This window comes from Serratia sp. CY33802 (genome assembly GCF_052169095.1).
In the GTDB taxonomy this organism is placed as follows: domain Bacteria; phylum Pseudomonadota; class Gammaproteobacteria; order Enterobacterales; family Enterobacteriaceae; genus Serratia; species Serratia bockelmannii.
The window spans coordinates 717,412-741,595 of the sequence record NZ_JBJNLL010000002.1; the positions used below are offsets into that span (position 1 = coordinate 717,412).

Below are 24,184 nucleotides of genomic sequence, written 5' to 3' on the forward strand. Positions count from 1 at the left end.
TGAGCGCATGGCATCCCGGCAGATATTTGCTCCCTCGGCCCTTGATTCCTTGGGCCACTCGGCGCCGATCGATGTTTACGGCAATACGCCTGTGCTGATCCACGTCCTCCCGATTAAAGTTGAATTTTGCCGCCTCAACGCCCATCATTCCCGTGCGGCATAAGCCGTAGAACTTACAGGTGAAATTGGGCGTATGGAATGGATCGCTGATCCAACAATTTGGGCCGGCCTGGCCACTTTGGTCGTGCTGGAAATCGTGCTGGGTATAGACAACCTTGTCTTCATCGCCATTCTGGCGGACAAACTACCGAAACAACAACGAGATAAGGCCCGTGTCGTCGGTCTGTTGCTGGCGCTGGTCATGCGTCTGGCTCTGCTCGCCTCCATATCGTGGCTGGCGACGCTGACCAAACCGATGTTCATCGTCGCGGAGCACCCCTTCAGCGGCCGCGATCTGATCATGCTGGTCGGCGGGATATTCCTGCTGTTCAAAGCCACCATGGAGCTCAATGAGCGGCTGGAAGGCAAGGATGAAGAGCAGCATGGCGCGCGCAAAGGCGCACGTTTCTGGCCGGTCGTGGCGCAGATCGTGGTGCTGGACGCCGTCTTCTCGCTCGACTCGGTGATCACCGCGGTCGGCATGGTCGATCATCTGGCGGTGATGATGATCGCGGTCTGCATCGCCATCGGTCTGATGCTGCTGGCCAGCAAGCCGTTGACACGCTTCGTCAACGCTCACCCGACTATCGTTATCCTGTGCCTGAGCTTCCTGCTGATGATTGGCTTTAGCCTGGTGGCGGAGGGCTTCGGCTATCATATTCCGAAAGGCTACCTCTACGCAGCGATCGGCTTCTCGGTAATGATCGAGGCGCTGAACCAGCTGGCGCAGTTCAACCGCCGTCGCTTCCTGTCAAAAGTGCGGCCACTGCGCGAACGCACCGCCGAGGCGGTGTTGCGTATGCTGAGCGGCAAACATGAAGAAGCAGAAGTCGACAGCCACTCCGCCAACCTGCTGGCCGATAGCGACAGCGAAAGCGGCGAGATCTTCAATCAGCAGGAACGACGCATGATCGAACGCGTACTCGGCATGGCGCAGCGCACGGTCAGCAGCATCATGACCTCGCGTCACGACGTCGAATACCTTGAGCTAAACGATCCGCAGGAGAAGCTGACGCAGTTGCTGGAGCGTAATCAGCACACGCGCATCGTGGTGGTGGAAAGCAGCGCCAGCGACGAACCGCTGGGCGTCATCCATACTATCGACGTCCTCAAACAGCAGTTGGCACAAGCGCCGCTGGATCTGCGCGCGCTGATACGCCAACCGCTGATCTTCCCGGAGCAGCTCACGCTGTTAAGCGCCCTGGAACAATTCCGTCAGGCGCAGACGCACTTTGCCTTTGTGGTTGATGAGTTCGGCTCCGTCGAAGGCATCGTCACCCTGACGGACGTGATGGAAACCATCGCCGGTAACCTGCCGGAGGCCGGTGAAGAGGTGGACGCACGCCACGACATTCAGCAAAACGAGGACGGCAGCTGGATCGCCAACGGCTATATGCCGCTGGAAGATCTGGTGCTGTACCTGCCGATGCCGCTGGAAGAAAAGCGCGAATACCACACGCTGGCGGGGCTGCTGATGGAGCACAGCCAGCGTGTGCCGCAAGAAGGCGAGCAAATCAGAATCGGTGACTACCTGTTCGAACCGTTGGAGGTCAACAGCCACCGTATCCTGAAGGTGAAGATCACCCCGCCGCCTCCACCGGAGGACTACGAGGTTTAGCATTGAGGCCGGGCATCCCCCGGCCTTTCTTTTACTGGGGAACCAGCAGCTCCGTCGCCACGATCACCACCACCAGCCCGACAATCACCGGCACCGAAGTGCGTTTTACCACGTCGAACGGCGAGATTTTCGCCATGCCGGAAACCGCTACCACCACACCGGAGACCGGTGACAGCGTGCGGCCGAGGTTAGACGCCTGCAGCATCGGGATCACCAGATAGGCCGGATTCACGCCCATCTGCGCCGCCAGTTTCGGGATCAGTTCGACAAACGCATAGAACGGCGCATTGCCGGAACCGGTGGTCATGGCCGCCAGCATGGTGATCACCACCAGCACCAGCATCATGATCAAACCGCCGGTGCCAAACGACTGCGCAAGGCCAATCAGCCCGCTGATAAAGCCGACGGTACTCAGCCCCTGCGCGAAGACACCCGCGGCCACCAGCAACATCACCACGCTGGCAAAAGCGTCCGCCATGCCGCGATAGGCTACCTCCAGGCCGCTGAACACCTGTTTGGCACTGAAGCTGCGCACAAACTCGATCACGGCCGCCAGCAGCATGCACCCTACCAGCACGGTAATGATGTGCAGCTCCGGCCCCCATTTTCCGTCGAAGATCAGCACGCCAAGGATCGGCGTAAACGGCAATATCGCGTAGAACCCCGGCGCATGCGTTTTGATTTCGCTGACGTCCATGATGTGATGCTGTTCATTGTTCTTTTTGTCGAGGTAGCGCTGCCAGAAAAAGTGCGCCACGGCCATACAGACGATGGCGGCAATCGAGATAGGCAGCGTGGTTTTGAACGCAAAGTCCACCAGCGGCATCTCCGCCGCCTTGGCTGCCAGCACCACGTCGCCGGAGGTCGGTGCCAGAATAATCGCCGCCGGCGAAGCACAAATGGCCGCCGCCGCCCCGCGGCTAATGCCGACGTTCACCATCAATGGGAACAGCGTCGCCATCAGCAATACGCCGAGGCCGGTGGCGGAAGAGACCGCCAATGACATCAGGCAAGCGACAAAGTATGCCGCCACCATCAGCAGATAAGGCGAGTTGATCATCTGCAACGGGCGTGAGGCCAGCTTGACCACCACGTCGTTAGCGCCGATATACGTCATGTACGCGGCAAAGCCGCACAGCATCATGATCATCATGCCCAGATCGCCGCCACGGCTCATCAGCAAAATCTTGACGTATTCGATCATGTCGGTCGCGCGCCAGCCGGTTGAGGTGGCGCCGGACGGCAACAGCGTTTTCCCCATCAGGGCACTGATGCCGAGCAGCAGCAGCCCCCCCACCAACAAAACGCCGGTAGCGGAATATCCCTTGATGATGTAACGGCCCACGCCCGCCGCGACTGCGGCGCCAATAAGAAGCTCTATCATGTTTCCTCAACTCGTCATGTTTTCGCGCTCAGGCGCATAGTCATAGCAGAACAGCCCTTACTCTGCACAAACTGCGCGCGAGCCTTCATGACCTTCATCAAGGTAACGGAGAGAAATTACCGCGGGAATCTCGATATTGACGCGGGCCACAATGTGGCCCGCGTCGTAGGGATTACAGTTTGTCGAGCAGCTTCTTCAGATCCTGGCCTTCGCGCGAATCCTTGTTCTTTTCAGCCCACTTGTTCAACGCATCCTTGGCCCGATCCTGCAGCGTTTTTCGCAGCACTTGATCGACTTGCAGTTGATAATTCAGCTGTTGCCAAGGCCCGTAAACCCGCAGCGGGATCGGCGTTTTTTGCAGTTGTTCGATCAGCTCGCCGCGCCCTTGCCATCCGCCGGTGACGCGCACGTTAAGCGCCATATCGCACTGCTTGCCCGGCATATCGATGCTGCCGGCGCCGGTCAGCGCCAGCAAAGGAGAATCCGCCGTCAGACCGCTGAGCTTGACCGTGCCTTGATTCAGGCTGGCCTGCGCAGAGACGCTTTTGACCTCGGTATAGCGCTGATAGCTGTCTTGCCCGCGCACGCTGTTATCGTTGCGCGCCACCGCCTGTTGGATCAGTTGCTGAATGTTCAGGCCGTGCAACTGCGCATCCTGCATCGCCAGCTGCGCCGTACCGCGCCAGCGGTGCTCAAATGACTGTGAAGAAAGACGATCGCCGGTCAGATCCCCTTTCATGCTGAATTTGCCGGTCAGCATCTGCGGCATGTCGAAGGCTTTGAGCACCGTGCCGAGTTCAACCTGGTTCAACGTCGGCTGCACGCTGATCACCGGTTTATTACCGCGCGCGTCCAGCGAGCCCGGCAAGGAGAAATCACCGCCGGCCAATTGCCCGACAAGTTTATGCAGCGTCAGTAGGCCGCGTTGATTATCCGCCGCGACGGCTAACTGGGTAACGTTCATACCGCGGTAGGTCAACTGCGCCGCCTGCAGATTCAACTGTGCATTGAAATTGCGCAGCGCTTCCAGGTTCTGCTGCCGATCGTCAACCTGGCTGGCGATCACCGGCGCGGCGGTCACGGCGGGCTGCTCGGCGGTATTAGTGCTGGATTGCCAACCGGAAAGCGCGTCGAGATCGAGATTAGCCGAATTCAGATTCACCACATAGCCAGGCACCGTCCCGAGGCTGGCGCTGATATCGCCGGCCAATTGGCTGTTATTGGCACTGACGTTCAGTTGGCTGATGGCAATCTGCGCTGGCGTCTGCTGATAGACCACCTGTGCATTGCCCTCTCCCTGAATACCGCCATTAAGAATATCCGCGCCCACCAGTTGGTAATTGAACTGAGTCACTTTGGCGCCGATCTGGCGTGGGAACTGCTGTAGATCGACATCGGCCGCCATGCTGAAGGTCAGGTCACGCTGATCGCGGTTAACCCGACTGGAAAGTTCCAGCTGCGCCTGCCGTTTCTCCGTTTGTTGCAGAGTGAGATTGATATCCCGGACATTGATTTGCTCGTTGTCGGCGCGCTGCCAAACCAGCAGGCTGTCCACGACCCGTAGGTTGTCGATATCGAACTTCCAGGCCGCGTCTGCCGCGTCAGTACCGCTACCGGCGGGTGCGATCGGGGCGTCCACCTGAGAGTGCTCTTCACTGTCGGGCGTGAGGCGAATGACGGCATTTTTCAGCATCACCTGTTTAACAAACAGCTGATGCGACAATAGAGGCAATAGTTTGACATCGAGGCGCATGTTTTCCGCGCTCACTACCGGCGCCTTGGCACCCGGCGCGGTCAGCGTCATGCGCCCGGCCAGAATGCTGAGCTGTGGCCAGATATGCCAACGTAGGTCGCCTTCGAGCGTCAGTTGGTAGCCGCTCTTCTGTTCGACCTTTTTGACCATGTAACCGCGAAAATCATTCGGATTGACCAGCAGTACCAGCGCGGACATCCCCGCCACCACGACCACCAATAAAATCGCCAATGTCGTCAGTAATCTTCTCATGCCACCCTCTTGTCAGCGCCACACCGACGGTGCATCCCGCGCCGTTAGTCCTTGTCGATTCGACTGGCTACTGCGCCCTGCTGATCGCGATATTTTGCGTCCTGCCGGCTGTTATAAGGCCGGGCCGCCGGGCCGGACAACGGCTCAAAGCTCAAGGCGCCAATCAGCATCCCCGGCCGCAGCGCCAGCGGCAACTTGCCGGAGTTGTAAAACTCCAGCACGATGCGCCCATGCCAGCCCGGATCGATACGGTGCGCAGTGACGTGTACCATCAGCCCCAGGCGCGCCAGAGAAGAACGGCCGTCGAGCCACCCCACGAGATCGTCCGGCAACGTCACGGATTCGAACGTCACCGCCAGGGCCAGCTCGCCGGGATGAAGGAAGAACGCCTCGCCTTCCGGCAGGACAATCTCGTCGCTCATCACGCGATCCAACGCGGCGCTGACTTCGTCTTTCGGTCCGCTAAGATCGATAAAAGGCGCGGTATGGCCACTGAACACGCGGAACTGATTGCCCAAGCGGACATCTACTGTGGCCCCGTTGATGCGTTCGAGCGGCGGGCGCGGGGAAATCACCAGTTTCTCGCTATCCAGCCAGGCTTCTATATCGCGGTCACACAGTCTCATGTCTCTCTTCTCCATCAAAACGCATAACTAAACAAAAATTGCCACACAACGGGCGAAAGGTCTACGCCGGGGTGCAAATAGTTGGCCGCCGGCCGGAAATGCACATTTCCGGCCATTAAGGGGCATTATTCAAAGAATTGGCTGATTTTGGCTTTCAGAATATCGATCGCGATGCGGTTTTTGCCACCGCGCGGGACGATGATATCGGCGTATTGTTTGGAAGGTTCGATAAATTGCAGGAACATCGGGCGCACGGTCTTCTGGTATTGCGCCATCACCGAATCCATCGAGCGGCCGCGCTCGTTGACGTCGCGCTTCATGCGGCGCATCAGGCAGATATCCAATGGCGTGTCGACAAAGATCGAGAAGTTCATTTCCTGGCGCAGGCGGATATCCGTCAGCAGCAAGATCCCTTCCAGAATAATGACTTTTTTAGGTTCCAGGTGGACAGTTTCTTTCTTGCGCGTGTGTTCGGTGTAGCTGTACAGCGGCAGCTCGATCGCCTTACCGGCCTTCAGCATCTGCAGATGCTGGAACAGCAGGTTGTGATCCATGGCGCTCGGGTGGTCGTAGTTGGTTTTGACCCGTTCTTCCATGGTCAGGTGAGTCTGGTCTTTATAGTAACTGTCTTCTGGAATAACGCCGATGTGCTCATCGCCGACCTGCTCGCGGAGTTCGCGGTACAACGTGCTGGCGATAAGGCTTTTTCCGGAGGCAGATGCGCCAGCTATACCAATAATGACGCACTGATGCGGATTGTCAGTCATAAAATTAAAGACCTGATTTCATAGTGTGAAGGGGGGAACTAAAACGCGACAATTATAGGGAGTCGCCGGGGTTTGCGCCACTGTATATTGCGCAACGGCGGGCGAATTCGGGCTGTCACGCCACGGGCAAGCGGCATTTTAAGAATCTCACGCCTAGGGCAACGCGCCGTAACGGGTTACACTCCACGGCGCTGACTTTTGCTCCCCGCCCCCTTTCATCGGAGATTGATGTGCTGGATTGGTATTTTCTGACTTTTTTCGGCGACAGCATGCTGCTGCTGCCCTGCGCGCTGATTCTGTTTTTGTTGCTGATCGCGTCTCCCGCCACTCGCGCGGCAGGCTGGCAATGGGCGCTGATCTTCGGTTTCACCGGCGGGCTGGTCTGCCTGTCCAAACTGGCCTTTATGGGCTGGGGCATTGGTAGCGCAAGTTATGACTTCACCGGATTCAGCGGCCATTCAGCCCTCGCGGCAAGCATCTGGCCGCCATTGCTTTGGACGTTGACCGGTCGCTTTTCCCACCCCATACGTAGCATCGCTTTACTGACCGGGTGGATATTACCTTTCGCCATCGGCGTTTCGCGGCTGGAAATTCGCGTGCACTCGGTATCCGAGGTGATCAGCGGGCTGATTTTAGGCTACCTGGCCAGCGCACTGTTCCTGTGGTTGCAGCGGAGCAAAACGCGCCCGCATCTCTCTTGGCCGCACTTCGCCATCGCGCTGGCCTTGCCATTGGCGCTGATGGGACAGCGGCAGCCGGCTCCCACCCAGGGATTGCTGGAGCATATCGCCAAAACGCTGGCACAGATCGAACGTCCTTATACCCGGGCAGATTTGCACAACCCTGCCCGCATCCTATAAAAAAACCCGGCGTTTAAGCCGGGTTCTTGCATTGCGATAGGCTGATTACAGCGCGCGGAACGCAATCTCTGTCGGGATCGCCTCGCCCTGCCAATACATCTGCGCAGCCACACGGCCGGCCAATTGACGATACATGTCGGCGAATTCGCTGTCCGGTCGGCTGATCACCGTCGGCGTACCGCGATCCAGATCTTCACGCAGCGAAATATGCAACGGCATCTGCCCCAGCAGACGACTGTTGTATTTCTGCACCAGCTTCTCGGCGCCACCGGTGCCGAAAATCGGCTCATGGTGACCGCAGTTGCTGCAGATATGCACGCTCATGTTCTCCACGATGCCCAGCACCGGCACATGCACTTTCTCGAACATCACGATGCCCTTGGCGGCATCCAGCAAAGCGATATCCTGCGGGGTGGTAACCACCAGTGCGCCGGTCACCGGAATGTTCTGCGACAGCGTCAGCTGAATGTCGCCGGTACCCGGCGGCATGTCCAGCACCAGATAATCCAGATCCGGCCACAGCGTATCCTGCAACAGCTGCATCAGCGCCTTACTGGCCATCGGTCCGCGCCACACCATAGCATTGTCGTCGGTCACCAGATAGCCGATAGAGTTGGTCGCCAGGCCGTGCGCCATGATTGGTGCCATATGTTGACCGTCCGGCGAAGTCGGCCGCTCGTGTTCGGTGCCCAGCATATTGGGGATCGACGGGCCGTATATGTCGGCGTCCAGAATGCCGACCTTGGCCCCTTCGGCGACCAGCGCCAGCGCCAGGTTGACGGCGGTGGTGGATTTCCCCACCCCGCCTTTACCGGAGCTGACGGCGATGATATTGCGCACGCCTTTGATACCGGCCTGGCCGTTGGCACGCTTCAGCGTCGTGATATCGTGTTTAAGCTTCCAATCGATGGCGCTGGCGCCGGTCACGCGCAGCAGCTCGGGGCCAACGCTTGCCTGCAGCGCTTCAAAGCCGCTCAGCCAGGCAAACGGCATCGTCAGTTCGATATGCAGCACATCGTCCAGCAACGCGCAGTGATGGATAGCCTTCAATGCGGTCAGGTTGTTTTTCAACGTCGGGTGTTCAAAGGCGGCCAGTACACCGGTCACCAGGGCGCGCAGAACTTCGGGGTTGGTCTGCTCAGGGGATTTTGCGTTCATCCCGGCTCCTTGATTTTGAATGGGTAGCTTCCGGCTAAGCATATCAGAACTGCCCGGCGGCTGGCGCGTATAACCTGCAAGAAACCGCCCTAGCAGCGAAGGGCGCGATCGGTTAACATCGAAGGCCCTTTTATTCATTACAGAAAGCAAGTTCTCACTATGGCTCAAGTCGCGAAAAAATTATTGGTGACGTGCGCGCTACCGTACGCAAATGGTTCCATCCATCTCGGCCACATGCTCGAGCACATCCAGGCGGATATCTGGGTGCGTTACCAACGAATGCGCGGCCACGAAGTGCATTTCATTTGCGCGGACGACGCGCACGGCACGCCGATCATGCTGAAAGCGCAGCAGCTGGGCGTAAAACCGGAAGAAATGATCGCGGAGATGAGCCAGGAGCACCAACAGGATTTCGCCGGCTTTGGCATCAGCTATGACAACTATCACTCGACCCATAGCGATGAAAACCGTGAGCTGTCCACCCTGATTTACAGCCGCCTGAAAGAAAACGGTTTTATCAAGAACCGCACCATTTCTCAGCTGTACGATCCGGAGAAAGGTATGTTCCTGCCGGACCGTTTCGTGAAGGGCACCTGCCCGAAATGCAAATCGCCGGACCAATACGGCGACAACTGCGAAGTGTGTGGCGCCACCTACAGCCCGACGGAACTGATCGATCCGAAGTCCGTGGTTTCCGGCGCGACGCCGGTAATGCGCGACTCCGAGCACTTCTTCTTCGATCTGCCGGCCTTCAGCGAAATGCTGCAGGCGTGGACGCGCTCCGGCGCGCTGCAAGAGCAAGTGGCGAACAAGATGCAGGAGTGGTTCGAATCCGGCCTGCAGCAGTGGGACATCTCCCGCGATGCGCCTTACTTCGGCTTCGAAATTCCGGATGCGCCGGGCAAATACTTCTACGTCTGGCTGGACGCACCGATCGGCTACATGGGTTCCTTCAAGAACCTGTGCGACAAACGCGGCGATCTGGACTTCGACGAGTTCTGGCGCAAAGACGCCACCACCGAGCTCTATCACTTCATCGGCAAGGACATCGTCTACTTCCACAGCCTGTTCTGGCCGGCGATGCTGGAAGGCAGCAACTTCCGCAAACCGACCAACCTGTTCGTGCACGGTTACGTGACGGTGAACGGCGCCAAGATGTCCAAGTCGCGCGGCACCTTCATCAAGGCCGGCACCTACCTGCAGCACCTCGACGCCGACTGCCTGCGCTATTACTACGCCGCCAAGCTCTCTTCACGCATTGATGACATCGATCTCAATCTGGAAGACTTCGTGCAGCGCGTGAACGCCGACATTGTCAACAAGGTGGTGAACCTCGCTTCGCGCAACGCCGGCTTTATCAACAAGCGCTTCGGCGGCAAGCTGGCCGACAGCCTGGCCGATCCGGCGTTGTACCAGACCTTCGTCGACGCGGCGCAGAGCATCGCCGAAGCTTATGCCAGCCGCGAGTTCAGCCGTGCAATCCGCGAAATCATGGCGCTGGCCGATCTGGCCAACCGTTACGTGGATGAACAGGCGCCGTGGGTGGTGGCGAAGGAAGAAGGCCGCGACGCCGATCTGCAGGCCATCTGCTCGATGGGCATCAACCTGTTCCGCGTGCTGATGACTTACCTGAAGCCGGTACTGCCTTCACTGACCGAACGCGCCGAAGCGTTCCTCAACGCCGAGCTGAGCTGGGACGCAATCCCGCAACCGCTGCTGGGCCACCAGGTGAACGCATTCAAAGCGCTGTTCAACCGTATCGATCTGGATAAGGTCAGCGAGATGGTCAACGCCTCGAAGGAAGACATGGCCGCCGCCAAACCGGTGACCGGTCCATTGGCCGATGATCCTATTCAGGAAACCATCACCTTCGACGACTTTGCCAAGGTAGACATGCGCATCGCTCTGATCAAGAGCGCCGACTTTGTCGAAGGCTCCGACAAGCTGCTGAAACTACAGCTGGATCTGGGCGGCGAACTGCGCCAGATCTTCTCCGGCATTCGCTCCGCTTACCCGGATCCGAAAGCGCTGGAAGGCCGTCTGACCATCATGGTCGCCAACCTGGCGCCGCGCAAAATGCGTTTCGGCGTTTCGGAAGGCATGGTGATGGCGGCGGGCCCTGGCGGGAAAGAGATCTTCCTGCTGAGCCCGGACAGCGGCGCGCAGCCTGGTATGCAGGTCAAATAACCGCACCGGTGCGTAACATCGAGGGTCGAGCTTGCTCGGCCCTTTTTTAATGTCTCAAACCCGACGTTATAAGCAGTAAGAAAAAGTCATAACCGCTCTGATTCCCTCGCCTGCCGCATCTCGCTATGATGCTCCGCAACAACAAATAGACGTCCAGACAGAAAGACTGCTATAACAGACCTTCACCGGGATCGTTTCCCTGCTTTTTGGAGCCTATAATAATGAAAAACGTCAAGACTTCGCTGCTCGCCCTCAGCCTGCTGGCTGCCCTGCCGCTGCAGGCAGCGGAAAACGCCGCCGTGCCAGCTGCCATCGCTCAGCATCAGGGGCCGGTGCGCATCGCGGTGATCCGCAACCTCGGTTCCGACGACAACACCACGCAATTTTTGGCGGGTGCCATCCAGGAAGGACGCAAGCTGGGCTTCAAGGTGGACACCTTCCTCAGCAACGGCGACGACGCGCGCTTCCAGGACTTCGTCAACCAGGCTATCAGCCAGAAATATGACGGCATCATTCTCTCACAGGGGCGAGCCCCCTATTCCACCGAGCTGGTCAAACGCATCGCGGCGGCCGGCATCGCCGTCGCGGCGTTCGATACCGACGTCAGTGGCAGCGTTCCCGGCGTCACCGTCTCGCAGCAGGACGACGCTTCGCTGGCCAACGCCTCCTTCGGCCAGTTAGTGAAGGATTTCAACGGCCAGGCCAACATCATCAAACTCTGGGTAGCCGGCTTCCCACCGATGGAACGCCGCCAGGCCGCCTATCAGCAGCTGCTGAAACAGCATCCGGGCATTCACGAGCTGGAATCGATTGGCGCGGTTTCATCCGACGTGCAGGGCGATACCGCCAACAAGGTGGGCGCGGTGCTGGCGAAATACCCGAAAGGCAAGATCGACGCCATCTGGGGCACCTGGGACGCCTTCACTCAGGGCGCTTACAAAGCGTTGAAAGAGAACGGCCGCACCGAGATCAAGCTGTACAGCATCGATATCTCCAACCAGGACTTGCAGCTGATGCGCGAAGCCGGCAGCCCGTGGCAGGTCAGCGTGGCGGTGGATCCGAAGCTTATCGGCGCAGTCAACGTGCGCCTGGTGGCCAACAAGATCGCCGGGGAAAGCACGCCGGACAGCTATCAGTTCAAAGCGACGGTCATTCCGCAGGCGCTGCTGCTGGCGCAGCCGGGGCCGGTCAACGTCGCCGGGCTGGCGAAGATCATCCCCGGCTGGGGCAGCAGCAGCGACTTCGTGCAACCGTGGTTCGCCACGCTGCAGGCCGAACACGGTAAATAATGCTGTTTTTGACGAGGCTGCCGACGCAGCCTCTGTTTTTAAACTAATTTTCGGCTTCCCCCTTCCGTCCTCGCCAAAATACGCTATGTTATCTGCATCGCCCAATAACTGTATGCATAAACAGGCTTCGAATGAAGGGATTCCCCTCGCTGATTAACATGCTGCTGGCCAGTTCGCTGGTGTTGACCATCGGCCGCGGCGTGACGCTGCCGTTCATTACCATCTACCTCACCGAGCATTTCCATCTGCTGCCGAAGAGCGTGGGCGTGATCCTGGGCGTCAGCCTGACCCTCGGCATCCTTGCCAGCCTGTACGGCGGCTATCTAGTGGACAAATTCAGCAAGAACCGCCTGATCCTGCTGTCGATTGTATTGTTTGCGCTGAGCTTCTTCGCCATTCCCTGGATCCCGCGCCCCGGCGGCGTGATCGTGGTGCTGGCCATCTTGCATACCTGTTATTCGGTGCTGAGCATCACCATTAAGGCCTGCTTCGCCGACGGGTTGCCGGTTGAGCAGCGCATCAAGGCTTTTTCAATCAACTACACGCTGGTCAACGTCGGCTGGGCGATCGGTTCTGCGCTCGGCGTTCTGGTGGCCGGGCTTAGCCCGCTGCTGCCGTTTTACCTGTCGGGCGGGTTGGCGCTGGCGACGGTGGCGGCGCTAAGCCTGCGCTTGCGCGGTCGGCAACAGCGCGCAACGCCAGCCGCCGCACCGGCCGCGCTCCCCAACTTCCGCCAGACGCTGACAATCCTGCGGAGCGATCGGCGGCTTATCTACTTCACCCTCGGCAGCACCCTGGGCGCCGTGGTGTTCGGTCAGTTCACCGGCTATCTGTCGCAGTATCTGATCACCGTCTCCAGCGCCGAGTTCGCCTACAAAATCATCGGGCTGGTGATGATCGTCAACGCCAGCATGGTTATCGCCCTGCAATACCTGCTCAGCCGCGGTATGCGCCAGGAAAACATGCTGCGCTGGCTGGTGCTGGGCACGCTGTTTTTCATCGTCGGGCTGCTCGGTTTCATGGCGGCCGGCCAGGCGGTCTGGCTGTGGCTGGCGGCGATGGCGGTGTTTACCCTCGGCGAAATCATCGTGATCCCGGTGGAATACATGTTCATCGACTTTATCGCGCCCCCGCACCTGAAAGGCAGCTACTATGGAGTACAGAATCTCAGCGCGCTGGGCGGTGCCATCAACCCGGTACTGTGCGGAGTGCTGCTCAGCTATGCCGCGCCGCCGTTAATGTTCGTGATGCTGGTCGGCGCCGCGCTGCTCAGCCTGCTGTTTTTCTTCCTCGGCCACCGGCTGGCAGAACACGCGGCGGCAGCGGCCGAAGACACGCGCTGAACCCGCGCGTGGCAGCCATTGCGGGCTGTCAACCCGCCGATCGGGTATGGCACCCATAGCGATAATTCATGGTGCGATCTGTGGCATGGCTCACAGTTTAATTGTATGATGAATGCAGCAATTAAACGGGGAAAGACAATGGCCAACGTGCTCACACTGTGCTGGAAATACCTGAGAGCCCTGCTCCTCATCTACCTGTGTCTGTTCGTCGGCAACGCAGTGGCGGCGCTGCTGCCGTTCGCCATTCCCGGCAGCATCCTCGGCATGCTGCTGCTGTTCGCCCTGCTCTCTACCCAGATCCTGCCGGCCAAATGGGTTAAACCCGGCTGCCATTTGCTGATCCGCTACATGGTGCTGCTGTTCGTGCCGATCGGCGTCGGGGTGATGAAATACTATGACCAGATCGTCGCGCATCTAGGCCCGCTGGTCATCTCTTGCCTCATCAGCACGCTGATGGTGCTGGTGGTGGTCGGCTATACCTCACACTATTTTCACCGCGAGCGCCGCATCGCCGGTAAGCCCGACGATACGGAGGGCAACTCATGATCCATGAAATCTGGTGGTCGCTGCCGCTGACGCTGGCGGTCTATTTCGCCGCGCGCTGGCTGGCGCGCAAACTGAACATGCCGCTGCTCAATCCGCTGCTGGTGTCCATGGCGGTGATCATCCCGCTGCTGCTGCTCACCGGCATCCCCTATGAGCGCTACTTTCAGGGCAGCAAAATCCTCAACGATCTGCTGCAGCCGGCGGTTGTCGCGCTGGCCTTCCCGCTGTATGAACAGCTGCACCAGATCCGCGCGCGCTGGAAGTCGATTATCGCGGTGTGCTTCATCGGCAGCCTGACCGCCATGATCAGCGGCGGCGCCATCGCCCTGTGGCTGGGCGCCACGCCGGAAATCGCCGCCTCTATCCTGCCGAAATCGGTCACTACGCCAATCGCCATGGCCGTCGCGGACTCGCTCGGCGGTATTCCGGCGATCAGCGCAGTCTGCGTCATTTTCGTCGGTATCCTCGGCGCCGTGTTCGGCCATACGCTGTTCAACCTGTTGAAAATCACCACCCACTCTGCGCGCGGCCTGGCGATGGGCACCGCATCCCACGCGCTGGGCACCGCACGCTGCGCGGAGATGGACTACCAGGAAGGCGCATTCGGCTCGCTGGCGCTGGTGATCTGCGGCATCATCACCTCACTGCTGGCGCCGTTCCTGTTCCCGGTGCTGCTGCATCTGTTCGGCTGAATACGACGAAACTTGCGATACATCTCGCATTTATTTATTTCATTGCATTAATTTCACCAATTAAGAGACATTAATCACACTTTAATGTCTCTGGCCTGCCTAGAATGTTACCCCGTTAACTCGTAGAGAGACCTTCTATGCATCCGCGTTTTCACACCGCTTTCAGCGCACTGCCCGCGACACTGCAATCCGCCCTGCGGCCCTATCTGGACGCGCCTGACTTTCCGGCGATGTTCACGGCCGAGCAAGCGGCGGCGATCCGCACAGGTTGCGGGCTGGACGATGATGCGCTGGCATTCGCGCTGCTGCCGCTGGCGGCGGCCTGCTCGTTAACCCCGATATCGCATTTCCACGTCGGCGCCATCGCGCGCGGGCAAAGTGGCAACCTCTATTTCGGCGCCAATATGGAATTCAGCGGCGCACCGCTGCAGCAAACCGTGCATGCGGAACAGTGCGCGGTTACCCATGCCTGGCTGCGCGGTGAATCGGCGCTGGCCTCGGTCACCGTCAATTACACGCCGTGCGGTCATTGCCGCCAGTTTATGAATGAGCTGAACAGCGGCGGCGAACTGCAGATCCGTCTGCCGGGCCGCGCGCCGGCTACGCTGGCGGACTATCTGCCGGACGCCTTCGGCCCGAAAGATCTGGATATCGCTTCGCTGCTGATGGACAAGGTCGATCACGGTCACCAGCTGGCGCTGGACGACGCACTGACACAGGCGGCACTGGCGGCGGCCAATCAGAGTCACGCACCGTACAGCAACACCCACAGCGGCGTGGCGCTGGAAACGACAGACGGCATTATCTATGCCGGCCGTTATGCGGAAAACGCCGCCTTCAACCCTAGCCTGCCGCCGCTGCAGGCCGCGCTGATCCTGCTGAACCTCTCCGGCGGCGATTGCCTGAACATTCGCCGCGCCGTACTGGTCGAGCCGCAGGAGGCGATCCTCAGCCAGTGGGACGCCACCCGCGCCACCCTGGCGGCGCTAGGCTGCCAGAACGTCAGCCGCGCCACTTTCTAAGCGCACCACGGCGGGGCCATCCGGTTCCGCCGTTAACAGCCCCGCCCGCCAAATACAATGCCCCGACGCCGCAAGAAACACTTTCTTTAGTTAAAAAATCATTTGATTGTCGATAATTACGCCAACCTGGTTCATCATCTGGCAACAAATGCTGTACATCTTCTCTTTATCTCTTAGGATCGTCGGCAATAAAGTTATCTGATACGTGAAGAGTAAAACTGATGGAACTAGAATACGAAAGCAAACGCCCGCTCTATATCCCTTACGCCGGCCCGATTCTGCTGGAATTTCCGCTGCTGAACAAAGGCAGCGCTTTCACCGAGGAAGAACGTAGCCACTTCAACCTGCACGGCCTGCTGCCGGAGGCGGTGGAAACCATCGAAGAACAGGTGGAACGCGCCTACCGTCAGTATCAGGATTTCAAGAACGATAACGACAAGCACATCTACCTGCGCAACATCCAGGACACCAACGAAACCCTGTTCTACCGCCTGCTGGACTCGCACCTGAGCGAGATGATGCCGATCATTTACACCCCGACCGTCGGCGAGGCCTGCGAACACTTCTCCGATATCTATCGCCGCGCGCGCGGGCTGTTCATCTCCTACCCGAACCGCGATCGCATCGATGACATGCTGCAAAACGCCACCAAGCAGAACGTCAAGGTGATCGTGGTCACCGACGGCGAGCGTATCCTCGGCCTGGGCGACCAGGGCATCGGCGGCATGGGCATTCCCATCGGCAAGCTGTCGCTGTATACCGCCTGCGGCGGCATCAGCCCGGCCTATACCCTGCCGGTGGTGCTGGACGTCGGCACCAACAACCCGCAGCGCCTCAACGATCCGCTGTACATGGGCTGGCGCCATCCGCGCATCTCCGGCGAGGAGTACCACGCCTTCGTCGAAGAGTTTATTCAGGCGGTCAAACGCCGCTGGCCGAACGTACTGCTGCAGTTCGAAGACTTCGCACAGAACAACGCCACCCCGTTGTTGAACCGCTATCGCGACGAGATCTGCTGCTTCAACGATGACATTCAGGGCACTGCCGCGGTGACCCTCGGCAGCCTGATCGCCGCCAGCCGCGCCGCCGGCAGCCAGCTGCGCGATCAGACCGTCACCTTCCTCGGTGCCGGTTCCGCCGGCTGTGGCATCGCCGAGCAGATCATCGCGCAGATGAAGTCCGAAGGGTTGAGCGAAGACGAAGCGCGCGCCCGCGTATTCATGGTCGACCGCTTCGGCCTGCTGACCGACAAACTGCCGAACCTGCTCGATTTCCAGAGCAAGCTGGTACAGAAGAGCGACAACCTGACCGGTTGGGAAACCGCCAGCGACGCCATCTCGCTGCTGGACGTGGTGCGCAACGCCAAGCCGACCATTCTGATCGGCGTTTCCGGCCAGCCGGGGCTGTTTACCGAAGAGCTGATCCGCGAAATGCACAAGCACTGCGAACGCCCTATCGTGATGCCGCTATCCAACCCGACCTCGCGCGTGGAAGCCCGCCCAGAAGACATCATCAACTGGACCGACGGCGCCGCCCTGGTCGCGACCGGCAGCCCGTTCGCACCGGTGAGCTATAAAGAGCAGCTGTACCCGATCGCCCAGTGCAACAACTCCTACATCTTCCCGGGGATTGGCCTCGGCGTGCTGGCCTCCGGCGCCACCCGCGTCACCGACGCTATGCTGATGGCCGCCAGCCGCGCGCTGGCGGACTGTTCGCCGCTGGCCACCGACGGCCACGGCGCACTGCTGCCGAATATCGACGATATTCAGGGCGTGTCGAAGTGCATCGCCATGGAAGTGGGTAAAGCGGCGCAGCTACAGGGTGTGGCGATCGTCACCTCCGAAGACGCGCTGTCGAAAGCCATCGAGCACAACTTCTGGCGGCCGCAGTACCGCAGCTACAAACGCACCTCGTTCTGATCAACGCGCTGAAATGACCCAGCCCGGCTCCGCCGGGCTTTTTTGTGCGGCAAAACCGCCGAAAAATGCGGCGTTGCGCGTGCTTCAGGCGGTTCGCGTCTTGCGTCGATCGGTCAGGTAAAGTAGCCTTGATCCATCTTTTTCAGCCCGGCGCGCGTAAGGCAACAACATGTGGAAACGCCTGATCATCAGCCTGTTCATCATCATTGCGGTGTTGATGGGTTCGGCTATTGCGCTCGATCGCTGGATCAGCTGGAAAACCGCGCCTTACGTCTACGACGAACTGCAGGAGCTGCCGCACCGCCAGGTTGGCGTGGTGCTCGGCACGGCCAAGTATTACCGCACCGGGGTGATCAACCAGTACTACCGTTACCGCATTCAAGGGGCGATCAACGCCTATAACAGCGGCAAGGTGAAATACCTGCTGCTGAGCGGCGACAATGCCCAGCAAAGCTACAACGAACCGATGACCATGCGTCGCGATCTGATCGCCGCCGGCGTGGCGCCGAGCGATATCGTGCTGGACTACGCCGGCTTCCGCACTCTAGACTCCATCGTGCGCACCCGCAAAGTGTTCGACACCAACGATTTCATCATCATCACCCAGCGTTTCCACTGCGAGCGCGCGCTGTTCATCGCCTTGCACATGGGCATTCAGGCGCAGTGCTACGCGGTGCCGTCGCCGAAGGACATGATGACGGTGCGCGCCCGCGAGATCTTCGCTCGCCTGGGTGCGCTGACCGATCTGTACATCCTCAAGCGCGAGCCGCGCTTCCTCGGCCCGCTGATCCCGATCTCCGCCATGCACACCGTGCCGGAAGACGCCCAGGGTTATCCCGCCGTGTCACCGGAACAGTTGGTGGAACTGGAGCACAAGCTGAAAGAAGAGAAGCAGAAAGCCAAACAGCCTTAATCATCCGGCAGAGGGTTTTACACGCGTCCCCAGCAATACGCTAAAAGGGCGTATTATCCGAGAAATACGCAGTGTTAACGAATACCGGATGATTTGCGTAAAGCACTCTCTACGTACGTTGACAGCTTATTGCGACATAGAAAGCGGCGATGCCCTTCTGCCGCCGCCGAATGAACTATTCAAACGATCCAGTTCAATGAAAAGGACCATCAAATCATTGCTGTCCAGTCCAATCAGGGCGAGTTCCTGTACCAGTGATTGCAAGAGCAATTGTTTGCGGGCATCAGGGGAACCAGAGGAAAGCATGGCTTCAATCAACACGAAGTTAGCGCTGCGGGGGGATTCCAGATCGGGATAAGTGGGGTCCACATATAAATCGTCTTCCCCAAGACGGATAAAGCGCTGGAATTGATCGTTCGCAGGATAGCCGGTTTTTACTACCGCCGCGTGAATAGCTGATGAAATTCTTTTCTTATCAAGCGTATTACGACTTTTCAGCGTAATGGTAAATACAGGCATAGTTTGCTCCCTGAGAACGGTAGATAAAAGCAGTTTACTGGCTTCATGTCATGTGGGTAGCCCGAAAACTGTGTCACGCTGTAACCAACCCAACCTCAAGATCGGGCAATTCCCTTACCCGAAACAACCCAGCCAGCCATTGCCAAATAATGCCTTACTGTTTTGCTGCGCCCTGCCTCCTAGAATGCAACAAGGCCGGCAATAGGCCGGCCTTGTTGTCTGTACTGCGGTAAACCTACTTCTTCTTGGCGTATTTCAACGAGTCCAACGCCACGGCGAAGATGATGATGCTGCCCTTGATGATGTATTGCCAGTACGGGTTGATGCCGATATAGGTCAGGCCGTAGTTGATGACGGTAAAGATGATCACCCCGGTCACCACGCCCCACACCGTACCCACCCCGCCGGCAAACGAGACGCCCCCCACCACGCAGGCGGCGATGGCGTCCAGCTCATACATAAAGCCGAGGTTATTGGTGGCGCTGCCGATGCGTCCCGCTTCCAGCAAGCCGCCGAAGGCGTAGAACACGCCGGACAGCGCATAGATCATGATCAGGTTCAACGGCACGTTGACGCCGGACACCTTAGCCGCTTCCGGGTTGCCGCCGATGGCGAAGATGTTCTTGCCGAAGCGGGTCTTGGTCCACAGGATCCAGACGAATATGATGGCGATCAGCGCGTAAAAAGTAATGTACGACAGCTTAAAGTCGCCGAAGCGCAAGAAGCCCTGGGCAAAGGTGGAAAACTTCGGATCGAAACCCGCGACCGGCGACGCGCCGACCGAATCGTAATACAGCGAGTTGATGCCGTAGACGATGATCATGGTGCCTAAGGTGGTGATGAACGGCGTCACGTTGAGATAGGCGATAATCAGGCCGTTAACCAGGCCGATCACCGCGCCGACCGCACACACCAGCAAGATGACCAGGGGAATCGACCAGGTTTCCATGTGCGGGAATACCTTGTTGACGTTATCCATCGACTGCAGCAGCGTGGCCGCCACCACCGCCGCCAGCCCCACCTGCCGCCCGGCGGACAGGTCGGTGCCCTGAGTCACGATCAATCCCGCCACGCCCAGCGCGATGATGATGCGCACCGAAGACTGCGTCAGGATGTTGCTCAGGTTCATCAGGCTAAGGAAGGTAGGATCCTGAATGATGATGATGGCCAACAGCACCAGCAACACCACGTAAATGCCGCCTTCCTTGAAATAGGTAAATAAGGTTTTTTTATTTAGCGCGTTCATAATTCCGATCCTTAAAGGTGCAGGGAGGCGAGACGTAAGATTTCATTTTGCGAGGTCTGTTTGGTGTTAACGATGCCCGCAACCTGACCATTGCTCATCACCAAAATACGGTCGGTGATCCCCAAAAGCTCCGGCATTTCGGACGAGACGATAATGATCCCCTTGCCCTTCTTCGCCAGTTCGGTCATCAGCTGATAAATCTCGAACTTGGCGCCCACGTCGATGCCGCGCGTCGGTTCATCCAGCATCAGGATCTCCGGCTGCGTCAGCAGCCAGCGGCCGATGATCACCTTCTGCTGGTTGCCGCCGGACAGCGAGCCGATATGGGTGTGATGCCCCGGCGTTTTCACCCGCATGGCGTCGATCACCCACTGGGTGTCGCTCTTCATCCGCGCGTTATCCAGCAGGCCGAGCTTGTTTTTATAATTGCGGATATTGGAGATCAACGAGTTGAAACCCACATCGAGGTAAGCGTAAATCCCGGTGGATCGGCGCTCTTCGGTCACCAACGCAAACCCGTGGTTGATCGCTTCGTTGGCACTGTGGTTGTCGATCGCCTTGCCGTGCAGCTTTATAGTGCCCGCCACCTTTTCACGAATGCCGAACAGCGTCTCGACGATGTCGGTGCGCTTGGCGCCCACCAGCCCGGCGATGCCGAGGATCTCGCCCTGGTGCAGATCGAAGGACACATCGCGGATCGAAGGCTGGCGCAGCGATGTCAGGTTCTTCACCTCAAGGATCACCTCACCCGGCGTGTTTTGCCTGTCCGGGAAGCGCTGGCTCAGCGAGCGGCCGACCATCATGGCGATGATCTTGTCCATATCCAGCCCTTCCAGCGGCTGGGTGGCGATCCACTGGCCATCGCGCAGCACCGTTATCTCGTCGCACAGCTGGAAGATCTCTTCCATCTTGTGCGAGATATAGACGATGCCGCAGCCGCGTTCTTTCAGCTTGCGGATGATGGTGAACAGATGATTGACCTCTTTCTCCGTCAGCGAAGAGGTCGGTTCATCCATGATGACGATCTTGGCGTCGTAGGAAAACGCCTTGGCGATCTCGATCATCTGCATCTGCGACACCGACAGGTTGCCCACCTTTTCGCGCGGGTTGATGTCGATATCCAGCTCGTCAAAGATCGCCTGGGTGTCTTTGAACATCTTGTCCTGATCGACGAACAGGCCTTTGGTCGGATAGCGCCCCAGCCACATGTTGTCCATCACGGTGCGTTGCAGCACCAGGTTCAGCTCCTGATGCACCATCGAAACGCCGTGTTCCAACGCTTCCTTCGAGCTCTTGAAATCGATTTCCCTGCCCTGAAACACAATGCTGCCGCTGTCTTTTTTATAAATGCCGAACAGGCATTTCAGCAACGTCGATTTCCCCGCCCCGTTCTCCCCCATCAGGGCGTGAATCGAGTGCGGACGGACGCGTAAATTGACATTGTCCAAAGCTTTGACGCCGGGAAATGACTTACAGATATCCGTCATTTCCAGCAAAAATTCGCGTGAGCTATCGGCCATAAATACACCTGGCTTAACGATCTTGCAGTCGTAAACATCCCCGCCGGCGGTATCCCTGGTGTTGGCGCCGCAGGCGGGGTCTTAGCGGGATCTCAATTCTTATTTAACGAACTGAGACAGGTTGTCTTTATCTACGCCGACGTAAGGGATACGCACGACTTTATTTTCGACTTTATATTGGGTGCCTTCGGTGGCCGGTTTGCCTGCCGCCAGGTTTTTCGCCAGCTCGAAGGTGGCTTTCGCCTGGTTGTCGGCGTCGTTCAGCACCGTGCCCGCCATCGCGCCGGATTTCACCAGCGCCAGCGCTTCAGGCAGCGCATCGACGCCGAACACCGGGATACTGGTCTTGTTGTGCGCTTTCAGCGCTTCCACCGCGCCCATTGCCATAGCGTCGTTGTTGGCGATCACCACTTCAATCTTGTTGGCATTCGGGCCGGAGAGCCAAGCGTCCATCTTGTCTTTCGCCTGCGCGGTATCCCACATCGCGGTATCCATCTGCAGCTGCTGGGTCTTGATGCCTTTTTCGTTCAGCGTCTTCACCACGTAGGTAGTGCGCGCTTCGGCATCCGGGTGGCCCGGTTCGCCCTTCAGCAGCACGAACTGGATCTGGCCGTCTTTGTTCAGATCCCAGGCCGGGTTGGCTTGCCAGTGTTTGGCGATCAGCTCGCCCTGGATCACGCCGGACTCTTTGGAGTCGGTGCCGACGTAATATGCCTTGTCATAGCTGTCCAACGCCTTGCGGGAAGGTTCTTTGTTGTAGAACACCACCGGGATATCGTTTGCGCGCGCCTTATCAATAACCACCGGTGCCGCGGCCGGGTCGACCAGGTTGATCGCCAGCGCTTTCACGCCCTTGGCCAGCAGCACGTCGATCTGATCGTTCTGTTTGGACTGGTCGTTCTGCGAGTCATTCATCAGCAGAGTGACGTCCGGCGAAGCCTTGGCATCTTTCTCGATCGCCTTGCGCACCACCGACATGAAGTTGTCGTCGTATTTGTAAATCGTGACGCCAATACGGGTATCAGCATGGGCTGCGGCGCCAAACATCATGGCTGCGGCCATGGCGGCCAGGGTGAAAACCTTCTTATTCATTGTCAGTCTCCGGTTCTGTGTAGGGTATTACTCGTCTTTGAGCCAATGGTCACCGGCAGTGCGCACACCCCAGGCCAGGCGATTTCCACTCAACACCTGTCGTCCGTGGATCTTGTTATTTCCGAGAAATGCTGTGTCAGCGCGAGATAAAGGTTGCAGCGGCAAGGGCCTTTGCGCCGGAAAACGCCTAGAGCATAGACGGCGTGATGTTAATATTCTGTGAATTTTCTCACAGATTGAAAACGGTTACACAGGATTAAATCGTCAGAGAGTGACCGTCACCTCACTTTGCCAGGGGGCGACAGAATGGCGCCGCACCAGCGTCGGCATGAACAGATGAGCGGCCTGCGGCTCCGCCAGGCCTGCTGCGCCCTGCAATGCTAGCTCGGTGGCCAGCGTGGCCATCGAAACGATCGGGTAACGCACCGTGGTGAGTTTGGGGCTGGTGTAACGCGCGATGGGAATGTCGTCGAAGCCGATCAGCGAGAAATGCTGCGGTACCGTGATACCGTTTTCTTTCAGCACCGCCATGGCGCCGGCGGCCATGGCGTCGTTGTAAGCGAACACCGCGCTCAGCTGTAGATTACGCCCCAGCAGTTCCACCATCGCCGCCTCGCCGCCCTGCAGATCCGGCGAACCGTACGCGCGCCAGTTGTCCGGCGTGGCCAGCCCGGCGGCGGCCATCGCCTGCGCATAGCCCCGCTGGCGCAGCGGCCCGTCTTCTATCGGGTGATTGGAGCCCAGGTAGCCGATGCGCCGATGGCCCTGCGACAGCAAAAGACGCATTGCCATTTCCGCGCCGCAGACGTTATCCAGCCCGACGCAGCGTGGCTCATAGCCGGGGATAATCCGATTGATCAGCACCATGCCCGGCACCTGCTCCAGAAAGCCGATCAGCTCGGCGTCGCTCAGGGCTTTGGCGTGAACAATCAGGGCATTACAGCGCTGACGGATCAGCACTTCGATCGCATGGCGCTCTTTGTCCGCCTGATGATAGCTGTTGCCGATCAGCAGGTATTTGTGGTGTTTCTGCGCCACCGTGTCAACCGCTTTCACCAGCGCGCCGAAGAACGGATCGGAGACGTCCATCACCACCACGCCCAGGGTATCGCTGCTTTGGGTCGCCAGCGCCTGCGCATTGGCGTTGGGGCGATAGCCCAGATCCGCCACCGCCTGCAGCACCTGCTCGCGCGTCTCCTTGCTGGTCAGCGCGCTGTGGTTCAACACGCGGGAGACGGTCGCCACGGAGACCCCGGCGCGTTTCGCCACGTCGCGAATGGTGATCGGATGAACTGGAGGCATGCGGGATCCTGAAATCG

At 58.8% G+C, this 24,184-nt stretch carries 20 protein-coding genes; 10 read left to right on the top strand and 10 right to left on the bottom strand.

All coding sequences use genetic code 11. The features are described from left to right. The first annotated feature begins 193 nt into the window (after nucleotides 1-193). Nucleotides 194-1,777 carry a TerC family protein gene (locus tag ACJ8HA_RS09930; protein WP_025302162.1) on the top strand — a complete coding sequence of 528 codons (1,584 nt, stop codon included), beginning with the start codon at nucleotides 194-196 and terminating at the stop codon, nucleotides 1,775-1,777. Between the two features lie 31 nt (nucleotides 1,778-1,808). Here ACJ8HA_RS09930 and dcuC read toward each other — a convergent pair whose 3' ends face one another. The 4 genes from dcuC to udk all read right to left on the bottom strand — a co-directional run bounded on the left by dcuC (nucleotide 1,809) and on the right by udk (nucleotide 6,559). Continuing rightward, the gene (gene dcuC / locus ACJ8HA_RS09935) at nucleotides 1,809-3,161 is read right to left on the bottom strand and encodes an anaerobic C4-dicarboxylate transporter DcuC (protein WP_442515315.1); all 1,353 of its coding nucleotides are present in this window, start codon (nucleotides 3,159-3,161) and stop codon (nucleotides 1,809-1,811) included. Between the two features lie 172 nt (nucleotides 3,162-3,333). After that, entirely contained in the window at nucleotides 3,334-5,166 is a 1,833-nt protein-coding gene (gene asmA / locus ACJ8HA_RS09940) for an outer membrane assembly protein AsmA (RefSeq protein WP_149570210.1), read from the bottom strand. A 44-nt stretch (nucleotides 5,167-5,210) separates the two neighbouring features. Next, entirely contained in the window at nucleotides 5,211-5,792 is a 582-nt protein-coding gene (dcd, locus tag ACJ8HA_RS09945) for a dCTP deaminase (RefSeq protein ID WP_019454407.1), read from the bottom strand. 125 nt (nucleotides 5,793-5,917) lie between these two features. Further along, nucleotides 5,918-6,559, bottom strand: a complete 642-nt coding sequence (gene udk / locus ACJ8HA_RS09950; protein WP_004938922.1) for a uridine kinase — start codon at nucleotides 6,557-6,559, stop codon at nucleotides 5,918-5,920. Nucleotides 6,560-6,789: 230 nt separating this feature from the next. On the opposite strand from udk, the gene ACJ8HA_RS09955 reads away from it, so the two are divergent. Next, a complete protein-coding gene (locus ACJ8HA_RS09955; protein ID WP_025302159.1) occupies nucleotides 6,790-7,419 on the top strand; it encodes a phosphatase PAP2 family protein in 630 nt (209 codons plus the stop codon). 45 nt (nucleotides 7,420-7,464) lie between these two features. Here ACJ8HA_RS09955 and apbC read toward each other — a convergent pair whose 3' ends face one another. Then, nucleotides 7,465-8,577, bottom strand: a complete 1,113-nt coding sequence (gene apbC, locus ACJ8HA_RS09960) for an iron-sulfur cluster carrier protein ApbC (protein WP_043142439.1) — start codon at nucleotides 8,575-8,577, stop codon at nucleotides 7,465-7,467. Nucleotides 8,578-8,736: 159 nt separating this feature from the next. On the opposite strand from apbC, the gene metG reads away from it, so the two are divergent. From metG to sanA, 8 genes are all read left to right on the top strand, one after another. Next, nucleotides 8,737-10,764: a methionine--tRNA ligase gene (gene metG / locus ACJ8HA_RS09965; RefSeq protein WP_049208866.1), complete on the top strand. Its 2,028-nt coding sequence runs from the start codon at nucleotides 8,737-8,739 to the stop codon at nucleotides 10,762-10,764. Nucleotides 10,765-10,985: 221 nt separating this feature from the next. After that, entirely contained in the window at nucleotides 10,986-12,053 is a 1,068-nt protein-coding gene (locus ACJ8HA_RS09970; RefSeq protein ID WP_049205821.1) for a sugar ABC transporter substrate-binding protein, read from the top strand. 131 nt (nucleotides 12,054-12,184) lie between these two features. Then, entirely contained in the window at nucleotides 12,185-13,396 is a 1,212-nt protein-coding gene (locus ACJ8HA_RS09975; RefSeq protein ID WP_368908454.1) for an MFS transporter, read from the top strand. Nucleotides 13,397-13,534: 138 nt separating this feature from the next. Next, on the top strand, nucleotides 13,535-13,942 hold the full coding sequence (locus tag ACJ8HA_RS09980) for a CidA/LrgA family protein (RefSeq protein WP_049208868.1): 408 nt from the start codon (nucleotides 13,535-13,537) through the stop codon (nucleotides 13,940-13,942). Next, a complete protein-coding gene (locus ACJ8HA_RS09985) occupies nucleotides 13,939-14,634 on the top strand; it encodes a CidB/LrgB family autolysis modulator (RefSeq protein ID WP_019454415.1) in 696 nt (231 codons plus the stop codon). Before ACJ8HA_RS09980 ends, ACJ8HA_RS09985 begins: the two co-directional genes overlap by 4 nt. A gap of 137 nt (nucleotides 14,635-14,771) precedes the next feature. After that, a complete protein-coding gene (gene cdd / locus ACJ8HA_RS09990) occupies nucleotides 14,772-15,656 on the top strand; it encodes a cytidine deaminase (protein WP_442515316.1) in 885 nt (294 codons plus the stop codon). A 221-nt stretch (nucleotides 15,657-15,877) separates the two neighbouring features. Then, nucleotides 15,878-17,575 (top strand): NAD-dependent malic enzyme, encoded by a 1,698-nt coding sequence (locus ACJ8HA_RS09995; RefSeq protein ID WP_025302151.1) that lies wholly within the window; start codon nucleotides 15,878-15,880, stop codon nucleotides 17,573-17,575. Nucleotides 17,576-17,744: 169 nt separating this feature from the next. Further along, nucleotides 17,745-18,488 (top strand): outer membrane permeability protein SanA, encoded by a 744-nt coding sequence (sanA, locus tag ACJ8HA_RS10000; RefSeq protein ID WP_004938948.1) that lies wholly within the window; start codon nucleotides 17,745-17,747, stop codon nucleotides 18,486-18,488. A 126-nt stretch (nucleotides 18,489-18,614) separates the two neighbouring features. Here sanA and ACJ8HA_RS10005 read toward each other — a convergent pair whose 3' ends face one another. The 5 genes from ACJ8HA_RS10005 to galS form a co-directional block, all read right to left on the bottom strand. Further along, complete coding sequence (locus tag ACJ8HA_RS10005; RefSeq protein WP_043142430.1) at nucleotides 18,615-19,007, bottom strand: tautomerase family protein; 393 nt, start codon at nucleotides 19,005-19,007, stop codon at nucleotides 18,615-18,617. Nucleotides 19,008-19,242: 235 nt separating this feature from the next. Next, nucleotides 19,243-20,253, bottom strand: coding sequence for a galactose/methyl galactoside ABC transporter permease MglC (mglC, locus tag ACJ8HA_RS10010; RefSeq protein WP_004938953.1), 1,011 nt, complete (start codon nucleotides 20,251-20,253; stop codon nucleotides 19,243-19,245). Between the two features lie 11 nt (nucleotides 20,254-20,264). Continuing rightward, nucleotides 20,265-21,773: a galactose/methyl galactoside ABC transporter ATP-binding protein MglA gene (mglA, locus tag ACJ8HA_RS10015; RefSeq protein WP_004938959.1), complete on the bottom strand. Its 1,509-nt coding sequence runs from the start codon at nucleotides 21,771-21,773 to the stop codon at nucleotides 20,265-20,267. 99 nt (nucleotides 21,774-21,872) lie between these two features. Continuing rightward, complete coding sequence (gene mglB / locus ACJ8HA_RS10020; protein WP_025302149.1) at nucleotides 21,873-22,865, bottom strand: galactose/glucose ABC transporter substrate-binding protein MglB; 993 nt, start codon at nucleotides 22,863-22,865, stop codon at nucleotides 21,873-21,875. A gap of 264 nt (nucleotides 22,866-23,129) precedes the next feature. Next, nucleotides 23,130-24,167, bottom strand: coding sequence for an HTH-type transcriptional regulator GalS (gene galS, locus ACJ8HA_RS10025; RefSeq protein WP_173889043.1), 1,038 nt, complete (start codon nucleotides 24,165-24,167; stop codon nucleotides 23,130-23,132). Between the last annotated feature and the right edge of the window lie 17 nt (nucleotides 24,168-24,184).

Bases quoted from the DNA above. Each gene is read 5' to 3' on its own strand.
- ACJ8HA_RS09930 (WP_025302162.1), top strand. From the start codon at position 194: ATGGAATGGATCGCTGATCCAACAATTTGGGCCGGCCTGGCCACTTTG.
- dcuC (WP_442515315.1), bottom strand. From the start codon at position 3,161: ATGATAGAGCTTCTTATTGGCGCCGCAGTCGCGGCGGGCGTGGGCCGT.
- asmA (WP_149570210.1), bottom strand. From the start codon at position 5,166: ATGAGAAGATTACTGACGACATTGGCGATTTTATTGGTGGTCGTGGTG.
- dcd (WP_019454407.1), bottom strand. From the start codon at position 5,792: ATGAGACTGTGTGACCGCGATATAGAAGCCTGGCTGGATAGCGAGAAA.
- udk (WP_004938922.1), bottom strand. From the start codon at position 6,559: ATGACTGACAATCCGCATCAGTGCGTCATTATTGGTATAGCTGGCGCA.
- apbC (WP_043142439.1), bottom strand. From the start codon at position 8,577: ATGAACGCAAAATCCCCTGAGCAGACCAACCCCGAAGTTCTGCGCGCC.
- metG (WP_049208866.1), top strand. From the start codon at position 8,737: ATGGCTCAAGTCGCGAAAAAATTATTGGTGACGTGCGCGCTACCGTAC.
- ACJ8HA_RS09970 (WP_049205821.1), top strand. From the start codon at position 10,986: ATGAAAAACGTCAAGACTTCGCTGCTCGCCCTCAGCCTGCTGGCTGCC.
- ACJ8HA_RS09975 (WP_368908454.1), top strand. From the start codon at position 12,185: ATGAAGGGATTCCCCTCGCTGATTAACATGCTGCTGGCCAGTTCGCTG.
- ACJ8HA_RS09980 (WP_049208868.1), top strand. From the start codon at position 13,535: ATGGCCAACGTGCTCACACTGTGCTGGAAATACCTGAGAGCCCTGCTC.
- ACJ8HA_RS09985 (WP_019454415.1), top strand. From the start codon at position 13,939: ATGATCCATGAAATCTGGTGGTCGCTGCCGCTGACGCTGGCGGTCTAT.
- cdd (WP_442515316.1), top strand. From the start codon at position 14,772: ATGCATCCGCGTTTTCACACCGCTTTCAGCGCACTGCCCGCGACACTG.
- ACJ8HA_RS09995 (WP_025302151.1), top strand. From the start codon at position 15,878: ATGGAACTAGAATACGAAAGCAAACGCCCGCTCTATATCCCTTACGCC.
- sanA (WP_004938948.1), top strand. From the start codon at position 17,745: ATGTGGAAACGCCTGATCATCAGCCTGTTCATCATCATTGCGGTGTTG.
- ACJ8HA_RS10005 (WP_043142430.1), bottom strand. From the start codon at position 19,007: ATGCCTGTATTTACCATTACGCTGAAAAGTCGTAATACGCTTGATAAG.
- mglC (WP_004938953.1), bottom strand. From the start codon at position 20,253: ATGAACGCGCTAAATAAAAAAACCTTATTTACCTATTTCAAGGAAGGC.
- mglA (WP_004938959.1), bottom strand. From the start codon at position 21,773: ATGGCCGATAGCTCACGCGAATTTTTGCTGGAAATGACGGATATCTGT.
- mglB (WP_025302149.1), bottom strand. From the start codon at position 22,865: ATGAATAAGAAGGTTTTCACCCTGGCCGCCATGGCCGCAGCCATGATG.
- galS (WP_173889043.1), bottom strand. From the start codon at position 24,167: ATGCCTCCAGTTCATCCGATCACCATTCGCGACGTGGCGAAACGCGCC.